This window comes from Lysinibacillus sp., from assembly GCF_032093475.1.
Classification (GTDB): Bacteria; Bacillota; Bacilli; order Bacillales_A; family Planococcaceae; genus Lysinibacillus; species Lysinibacillus irui.
In genome coordinates this window covers 1-7,938 of the sequence record NZ_DAMDAY010000162.1, presented here as the reverse complement: position 1 = coordinate 7,938, position 7,938 = coordinate 1, and the positions used below count along the sequence as shown (strand labels likewise).

Genomic DNA, 7,938 nt, shown 5'->3' with positions numbered 1-7,938 from the left:
ACAGCGGGTACAGCATTCCTAGTATGGCTTGCTGAGCAAATTACTGCTCATGGTGTTGGTAATGGTATTTCTGTTGTCATTTTCGCAGGTATCGTTGCAGCATTGCCTACAGGAATTAACCAAATCTTTGCACAGCAAATCGAGGGTGCAGGAGATAAATTATTTATCAACATCATCATCCTTGCGTTGCTTGTATTAGTTTTATTAGCAGTTGTTGTTGGAGTTATTTACGTGCAACAAGCACTTCGTAAAATTCCAATTCAATATGCAAAACGAGTTACTGGGCGTAACCAACAGACGGGTGGTCAACAAACGCATTTACCGTTAAAAGTAAATGCTGCAGGGGTTATTCCTGTAATCTTTGCTTCGGCGTTTCTGATGACACCTCGTACGATAGTTCCGTTCTTCGGTGAAAATAATGTAACAACATTCATTAATAACACTTTTGATTATACAAAACCTGTTGGGATGATTATTTATGTTGCATTAATCATCGCGTTCACATATTTCTATGCATTCGTACAAGTGAATCCAGAAAATGTGGCAGATAACTTGAAAAAACAAGGTGCTTATATTCCGGGTATTCGTCCTGGTGAAAACACTCAAACGTATTTAACAAGCGTGTTATATCGACTGACATTTGTCGGCGCGATTTTCTTAACTGTTATTTCTGTAATGCCGATTATATTCATAAACTTTATGAATTTACCTGCTTCAGTGCAGATCGGTGGTACTAGTATTATTATCGTAGTCGGCGTAGCGCTGGAAACGATGAAGCAGCTAGAATCTCAACTTGTTAAACGTCACTACAAAGGCTTTATGAAGTAATGTTGGTTTTTAGGGAACGTTCCATCGTTTCCTTAAATCAGCAAACCTTTTGTGGGAGGAATATTTCCTAATGAATATCGTTTTAATGGGTCTGCCAGGTGCTGGTAAAGGCACACAGGCAGATAAAATTGTTGAGAAGTACGCAATTCCTCATATTTCTACAGGCGATATGTTCCGTGCTGCAATCAAAGAAGGTACTGAACTAGGCTTACAAGCTAAATCGTTTATTGATCAAGGTGCACTTGTACCAGATGAAGTAACGATTGGTATTGTTCGTGAGCGACTGGCTAAACCTGACTGTGAAAAGGGATTCTTACTTGATGGATTCCCACGTACTGTTCCTCAAGCTGAAGCTTTAGATAGCATCCTTGCTGATCTAAATAAAGCGATTGAGCATACAATTAACATTCAAGTTGAAAAAGATGAGTTAATCGCTCGTCTATCAGGTCGACGTATTTGTAAAACTTGTGGTACTTCTTATCATTTAATTTTCAACCCTCCAGCTGAGGAAGGAAAATGTGATAAAGATGGTGGCGAGCTTTATACACGTGCAGATGATAATCCTGAAACGGTTGCGAACCGTCTGGAAGTAAATATGAAACAAGCACAACCTTTACTTGATTTCTATAAAGCAAAAGGTGTGTTAACTAATATAGATGGACAGCAAGATATTAACAAAGTGTTTGCTGATCTTGATGCTCTTTTACAGGGCAGCCGCAGCTGATACCCGGCTCCGGGCGCAGAATACTGCTTCCGCGGGAGGCATGCGGGAGCAACAACGAAACATAATTTTTTTGAGAGTTGCAAAAGCATATTGTGCCCGGTATATATTTCTACCAAAAAGTGCAACATACCTTTTGGAGGAGTATAATGGGTTTCGTGGAAGCATCTGTGTAACGGGTATGAATATCTCATCTAAGACATTCCGGTATTCGTGTAAACATGGGAGATTCAGTGCCCTTACTGGTTCTGTATATTCCGTGGATTGTGTGAAGCGAAACCAGACGAGCGTCTTTCAAACATCTCTCATACAATCCAAACATATGTTGAAACGAGGTTGCTTCTATAGTTGCAGCAGATATCCGTTTGATGTAACGATGAGAACTTTAATTTGCATATAGAGAGGAGACAGAGTAGATGGCGAAAGATGATGTAATTGAAGTCGAAGGGACAGTTGTTGAGACTTTGCCAAACGCGATGTTTAAGGTAGAATTAGAAAATGGACATGTGATTCTAGCACACGTATCTGGTAAGATTCGTATGCACTTTATCCGTATTCTACCTGGAGATAAGGTTACTATCGAGTTATCTCCTTATGATTTAACTCGCGGTCGTATCACATACCGTTTTAAATAATCTTTTGCGCTCCGGACTACTAAGGAGGTTAGGTTAGATGAAAGTGAGACCATCTGTGAAACCGATCTGCGAAAAATGTAAAGTAATTCGCCGACGCGGTAAAGTAATGGTAATCTGTGAAAATCCTAAACATAAACAAAAACAAGGTTAATTCTAAAGGAGGTGCACAACGTACATGGCACGTATTGCTGGTGTTGATATTCCTCGCGACAAACGCGTGGTAATTTCATTAACGTACATTTTCGGTATTGGTAAAACTACAGCTCAGAAAGTACTAGCTGATGCAGGTATTTCAGAAGATACACGCGTACGCGACTTAACTGAAGATGAGTTAAACAAAATCCGTGAACAATTAGATTCTTACAAACTTGAAGGTGACTTACGTCGCGAAACTTCATTAAACATTAAACGTCTGATGGAAATCGGTTCATTCCGTGGTATCCGTCACCGTCGTGGCTTACCTGTTCGTGGTCAAAATACGAAGAACAATGCGCGTACGCGTAAAGGTCCTCGTAAAACAGTTGCGAACAAGAAAAAATAATTGGTAAAGGAGGTTCCTTCTTAACATGGCTCGTAAACAACAAACTCGTAAACGTCGTGTGAAAAAGAATATCGAATCTGGTATTGCACACATTCGTTCTACATTTAACAATACAATCGTAACGATTACAGATATGCAAGGTAACGCTGTATCTTGGTCAAGTGCTGGTGCTCTTGGTTTCCGTGGTTCACGTAAATCTACACCATTCGCTGCTCAAATGGCTGCAGAAACTGCTGCTAAAACATCCCTTGAACATGGTCTGAAAACGTTGGAAGTAACTGTTAAAGGTCCTGGTGCTGGTCGTGAAGCTGCTATTCGTGCACTTCAAGCTGCTGGTTTAGAAGTAACTGCTATTAAAGACGTTACTCCAGTTCCTCATAATGGTTGCCGTCCGCCAAAACGTCGTCGCGTGTAATGGGTGCGTCTCATATTGTATGAGAACATCATTTTTTGTACAGACTGTCTTGTGCAGATAATAAACGATACGTCATTGACGATCGAATCTATGATGGAAAGAACCTATACATTCGATGTTTTGAAGGAGGGTAAATAAAATGATCGAAATTGAAAAACCAAAGATTGAAACGGTGGAGATCAGCGAAGATTCCAAATATGGAAAGTTTGTTGTAGAACCGCTTGAACGCGGATATGGAAACACTTTGGGTAATTCTTTACGTCGTATCCTTCTGTCTTCATTACCAGGAGCTGCTGTCACTTCAATTCAAATTGATGGTGTTCTTCACGAATTCTCAACTGTAGAAGGCGTAGTAGAAGATGTAGCTTCAATCATTTTGAACGTGAAAAAACTAGCTCTTAAAATCTACTCTGACGAAGAAAAAGTTATTGAGATTGATGTAAAAGGCGATGGTACAGTTACGGCTGCTGACATTACACATGACAGTGACGTAGAAATTTTAAACCCAGATCTATATATTGCAACAATCGCTAAAAACGGTCATTTACGTATGCGTATGTATGCACAACGTGGCCGTGGTTACACTCCTGCTGATCAAAACAAACGTGAGGATCTTCCTATCGGCGTGATCCCGATCGACTCTATTTACACTCCAGTATCACGCGTCAATTTCCAAGTGGAAAATACTCGTGTTGGTCAGTCTTCTGACTACGACAAACTTTCTCTTGATGTGTGGACAGATGGCAGCATCGGTCCGAAAGAGGCGATTTCGCTCGGAGCAAAAATTTTAACCGAGCATCTTAACATCTTCGTTGGCATGACGGATGAGGCACAAACTGCTGAAATCATGGTCGAAAAAGAAGAAGATCAAAAAGAAAAAGTTTTAGAGATGACTATCGAAGAGCTTGATCTTTCTGTTCGTTCTTACAACTGTTTAAAACGCGCTGGTATTAATACAGTACTAGAACTTGCGAATAAATCAGAAGACGATATGATGAAAGTTCGTAACCTTGGACGTAAGTCACTAGAAGAAGTAAAAGCGAAGTTAGAAGAGCTTGGTTTAGGATTACGCAAAGAAGACTAAGCGATTTAAAACAACTAACAAGATCAGATTTTTTTCTATAAAGGAGGGAAACATCCATGGGTTACAGAAAACTTGGTCGTACAAGTTCTCAACGTAAAGCGATGTTACGTGACTTAGCTACTGATTTAATCATTAACGAGCGTATCGAAACTACTGAGGCTCGCGCTAAAGAAGTACGTAAAGCTGTTGAAAAAATGATTACTTTAGGTAAACGCGGAGATTTACACGCACGCCGTCAAGCTGCTGCATTCATCCGTCGTGAACTAGTAACAACGACTGATGCTGAAGGTAACGAAACAACATCATTTGCACTTCAAAAGTTATTTGATGATGTTGCACCACGTTATGCTGAGCGTCAAGGTGGTTACACTCGTATTCTTAAAGTAGGTCCTCGTCGTGGTGACGGTGCACCTGTTGTTGTGATTGAACTAGTTTAATCATAAGAGAAAACTTGTGGTGAAGAGGGTGGGAATCACCACCCTCTTTCTTTATAAATGATTTATACGACAAATAATTAAGCTGAGCGTTATGATGAGCGGACACTCTATGTGGTGTGGCGTCTCGTTTAGCTCTCCGCACCTCATTCAGGAGAAATAAGGGCTTGAGCACCCGTATTTCTTGTAAATGTAACGACAAGCGCATTTCTATCGAATGAGGTGCGCGCTTTTTTATTATTAAAGATAGCGCCAATTTGTGGTGCTTTTTTTAATATATGGATTTTATTTTGTTATCCATTACCCTATTATTAGTTTGACGTGTTATTGTAGTATTTTTCTTTTATCGACATACGGAATGTAGTAGAATTCATACATAAAAAAGTGTAAGTTAGTTAGTAGAGCAGAGCATGGAGAGAGGAGTTCTAGATATGCCTGAAATTTTATCTTTAAATAATGTGACTTTTTCATATACGCCAGAAGATCAAGCTAGCCGTAATGCTGTCGAAAACGTTAGCTTTGCAGTTGAAGAAGGTGAATGGATTGCCATAGTAGGTCATAATGGATCTGGTAAATCTACAATCGCTAAGTTGATGAATGGTTTATTATTTCCTCAACAAGGAGATGTACGTATATTACGTGAGCCTTTAAGTGAAGATAACCTTTGGGAGTCCCGCTCTTTAATGGGAATGGTATTTCAAAACCCTGACAATCAATTTGTCGGTGCAACCGTGCAAGATGATGTAGCATTTGCACTCGAAAATAACGGTGTACCTTTTGAGGATATGGTAAAGCGTGTCCATGCAGCACTGGAGCAAGTAAAAATGAGCCAGTTTTTAGACCATGAACCGCATCATCTATCAGGAGGGCAAAAACAGCGTGTTGCCATCGCTGGAGCACTTGCATTAAAGCCAAAGCTTCTTATTTTAGATGAGGCTACATCTATGTTAGATCCACAGGGGCGTGCAGAGGTGTTGCAAACTGTCCAGACCTTACGTGCGGAAACAGGATTAACAGTTATATCGATTACACATGATTTAGAAGAGGCGATGCTAGCAAATCGTGTTCTTTTTATGAATGATGGCAAGAAATTTGCAGAAGGTACACCTGCTGAAATCTTTGCACTCGGGGACAAGCTAGTTGAATTCGGACTGGATTTACCATTTGCCTTGAAGTTATCAAAGCTATTGCAAAAGGAAGGTGTTCCGTTAATGGGACAACATATGACAGAAGAAGAGTTGGTGAATGATTTATGGACATCAAACTTCAACAAGTAAGCTATGCCTATTCGCAGGGGACGCCTTTTGAAAAGAGGGCTCTTTTCGATGTAGATTTTGATATCCCCTCCCATACTTATCAAGCGATTATTGGCCATACTGGTTCTGGTAAATCGACTATTCTTCAGCATTTTAACGCACTTCTAAGACCTACTTCAGGAGAAGTACATATTGGGGATCGCATTATTGTAGCTGGTAAAAAAGCAAAAGATTTAAAAGCTGTACGTCAAAAGGTCGGTATTGTCTTTCAGTTTCCAGAGCATCAATTATTTGAAGAAACGGTTTTAAAGGATATTATGTTTGGCCCTATGAACTTTGGAGTATCAGAGGAGGAAGCCGAAGCTCGTGCAAGGGAACTTGTTAGCTTAGTTGGCTTACCTAACAACGTACTTGAGAAATCCCCATTCGATTTATCAGGCGGTCAAATGCGTCGAGTGGCGATTGCAGGTGTTTTAGCAATGGACCCAGAGGTTATTGTATTAGATGAACCTACGGCTGGTCTTGATCCACGAGGTCAAAAAGAAATAATGGATATGTTTTATCAGCTTCATCAAGAACGACACCTCACAACAATTTTAGTAACACATAGTATGGAGGATGCGGCACGATATGCGGATAATATTGTGATTATGCATGAAGGTAAGAATGTCTTAAGTGGAACACCACGGGATATTTTTAAAGATGTAGAAACATTAAAGAGTTTCCGCTTAGAGCCACCACGTATTGTTCGCTTTCAGCAGAGGGTTGAGCATATGATAGGACGTTCCTTCTCTAAGGTTTGCTTAACAGAGGAGGAGCTTGCAGCTGAAATTGCTCAAGGCCTAAGAGAGGAGCGTGGAGAGCCATGATGGAAAAAATGATATTTGGACGCTTCCTCCCTGGTGATTCACCTGTGCATAAACTGGATCCAAGGTCTAAGCTCATTTTCGTCTTTGCGTTTATTATTATTGTCTTTTTGGCGAATAATACAGTGACATACGCTATGTTACTGGCATTTACACTATTGGTAGTTTTAATATCACGGATTCGCCTATATTTTTTAATTAATGGATTAAAGCCTGTTATCTTTCTGATGGCCTTCACATTCCTTCTTCATATATTTATGACAAAAGAAGGCGTTCCTATTTTTGAATCAAAGTTCATTACCATTTATGATGAAGGAATTAGACGAGGGATCTATATTTCTATACGATTTCTAGTATTAGTCTTTATGACGTCGATTTTAACATTAACAACATCACCTATTTCTATTACAGATGGTATTGAGGTGCTTCTAAATCCATTAAAAGCATTGAAGGTACCAGTACATGAATTGGCTTTAATGATGTCTATTTCATTGCGTTTTATTCCGACCTTAATGGATGAAACAGATAAGATTATGAAAGCACAAATGGCACGAGGTTCAGACCTATCCTCTGGACCGATAAAAGATAGAATAAAAGCTGTCGTACCATTGCTTGTACCTCTCTTTGTCAGTGCCTTTAAGCGAGCTGAGGACTTAGCAACAGCGATGGAGGTAAGAGGCTATCGTGGTGGTGAAGGTCGTACTAGATATCGTAGACTAAAATGGGATATGGGCGACACATTTGCGCTTGTGCTATTAGTAGCAATAGGCGTATTGCTATTCTTCTATAGAAGTTAAAAGGAGTAAGCTTTATGCGACGATTAAAAGTAATTATCAGCTATGATGGAACGCATTTCTCAGGCTATCAAGTACAGCCAGGGGAACGTACAGTGCAGGCTGAACTGGAGCGAGTACTAGCTATTATGCATAAAGGGGAAAAGATTAAAGTAACTGCAAGTGGGCGTACAGATGCTAGAGTTCATGCAACAGGGCAAACATTGCATTTTGATACACCACTCTCCATTCCAACAGAAAAGTACCACAAGGCATTGAATGTACAGCTACCTAGAGATATTCGTGTATTATCGGTAGAGGAAGTGGCAAATGACTTTCATGCACGCTACAGCGTTGTAGGGAAAAGATACCGCTATATATGGTC

12 protein-coding genes and 1 pseudogene are annotated in these 7,938 nt (G+C 40.0%); all 13 read left to right on the top strand.

The window, feature by feature from the left end:
* A partial coding sequence (secY, locus tag RT445_RS21965) for a preprotein translocase subunit SecY (RefSeq protein ID WP_313471557.1) occupies positions 1-828 on the top strand: 828 nt, incomplete at its 5' end.
* Positions 829-898: 70 nt separating this feature from the next.
* Positions 899-1,552 carry an adenylate kinase gene (locus RT445_RS21960; protein ID WP_274794947.1) on the top strand — a complete coding sequence of 218 codons (654 nt, stop codon included), beginning with the start codon at positions 899-901 and terminating at the stop codon, positions 1,550-1,552.
* A 249-nt stretch (positions 1,553-1,801) separates the two neighbouring features.
* Positions 1,802-1,879: pseudogene (locus RT445_RS21955) on the top strand (type I methionyl aminopeptidase); the annotation flags it as partial.
* A gap of 86 nt (positions 1,880-1,965) precedes the next feature.
* Positions 1,966-2,184, top strand: coding sequence for a translation initiation factor IF-1 (gene infA, locus RT445_RS21950; RefSeq protein ID WP_004233690.1), 219 nt, complete (start codon positions 1,966-1,968; stop codon positions 2,182-2,184).
* 37 nt (positions 2,185-2,221) lie between these two features.
* Positions 2,222-2,335 (top strand): 50S ribosomal protein L36, encoded by a 114-nt coding sequence (gene rpmJ, locus RT445_RS21945; protein WP_000868344.1) that lies wholly within the window; start codon positions 2,222-2,224, stop codon positions 2,333-2,335.
* A 24-nt stretch (positions 2,336-2,359) separates the two neighbouring features.
* A complete protein-coding gene (gene rpsM / locus RT445_RS21940) occupies positions 2,360-2,725 on the top strand; it encodes a 30S ribosomal protein S13 (RefSeq protein WP_004233729.1) in 366 nt (121 codons plus the stop codon).
* A gap of 25 nt (positions 2,726-2,750) precedes the next feature.
* Entirely contained in the window at positions 2,751-3,140 is a 390-nt protein-coding gene (rpsK, locus tag RT445_RS21935; RefSeq protein ID WP_004233731.1) for a 30S ribosomal protein S11, read from the top strand.
* Positions 3,141-3,279: 139 nt separating this feature from the next.
* The gene (locus RT445_RS21930) at positions 3,280-4,224 is read left to right on the top strand and encodes a DNA-directed RNA polymerase subunit alpha (RefSeq protein WP_004233733.1); all 945 of its coding nucleotides are present in this window, start codon (positions 3,280-3,282) and stop codon (positions 4,222-4,224) included.
* A 56-nt stretch (positions 4,225-4,280) separates the two neighbouring features.
* Positions 4,281-4,661: a 50S ribosomal protein L17 gene (gene rplQ / locus RT445_RS21925; RefSeq protein ID WP_012296051.1), complete on the top strand. Its 381-nt coding sequence runs from the start codon at positions 4,281-4,283 to the stop codon at positions 4,659-4,661.
* 428 nt (positions 4,662-5,089) lie between these two features.
* Positions 5,090-5,935, top strand: a complete 846-nt coding sequence (locus RT445_RS21920; RefSeq protein ID WP_312506411.1) for an energy-coupling factor ABC transporter ATP-binding protein — start codon at positions 5,090-5,092, stop codon at positions 5,933-5,935.
* Positions 5,911-6,783, top strand: coding sequence for an energy-coupling factor ABC transporter ATP-binding protein (locus RT445_RS21915; RefSeq protein ID WP_274794945.1), 873 nt, complete (start codon positions 5,911-5,913; stop codon positions 6,781-6,783). The genes RT445_RS21920 and RT445_RS21915 overlap by 25 nt, the downstream gene beginning before the upstream one ends.
* On the top strand, positions 6,780-7,577 hold the full coding sequence (locus RT445_RS21910; RefSeq protein WP_274794944.1) for an energy-coupling factor transporter transmembrane component T family protein: 798 nt from the start codon (positions 6,780-6,782) through the stop codon (positions 7,575-7,577). Before RT445_RS21915 ends, RT445_RS21910 begins: the two co-directional genes overlap by 4 nt.
* A gap of 14 nt (positions 7,578-7,591) precedes the next feature.
* Positions 7,592-7,938 (top strand): tRNA pseudouridine synthase A (locus tag RT445_RS21905; RefSeq protein WP_396631820.1); only part of this gene is annotated, 347 nt, incomplete at its 3' end.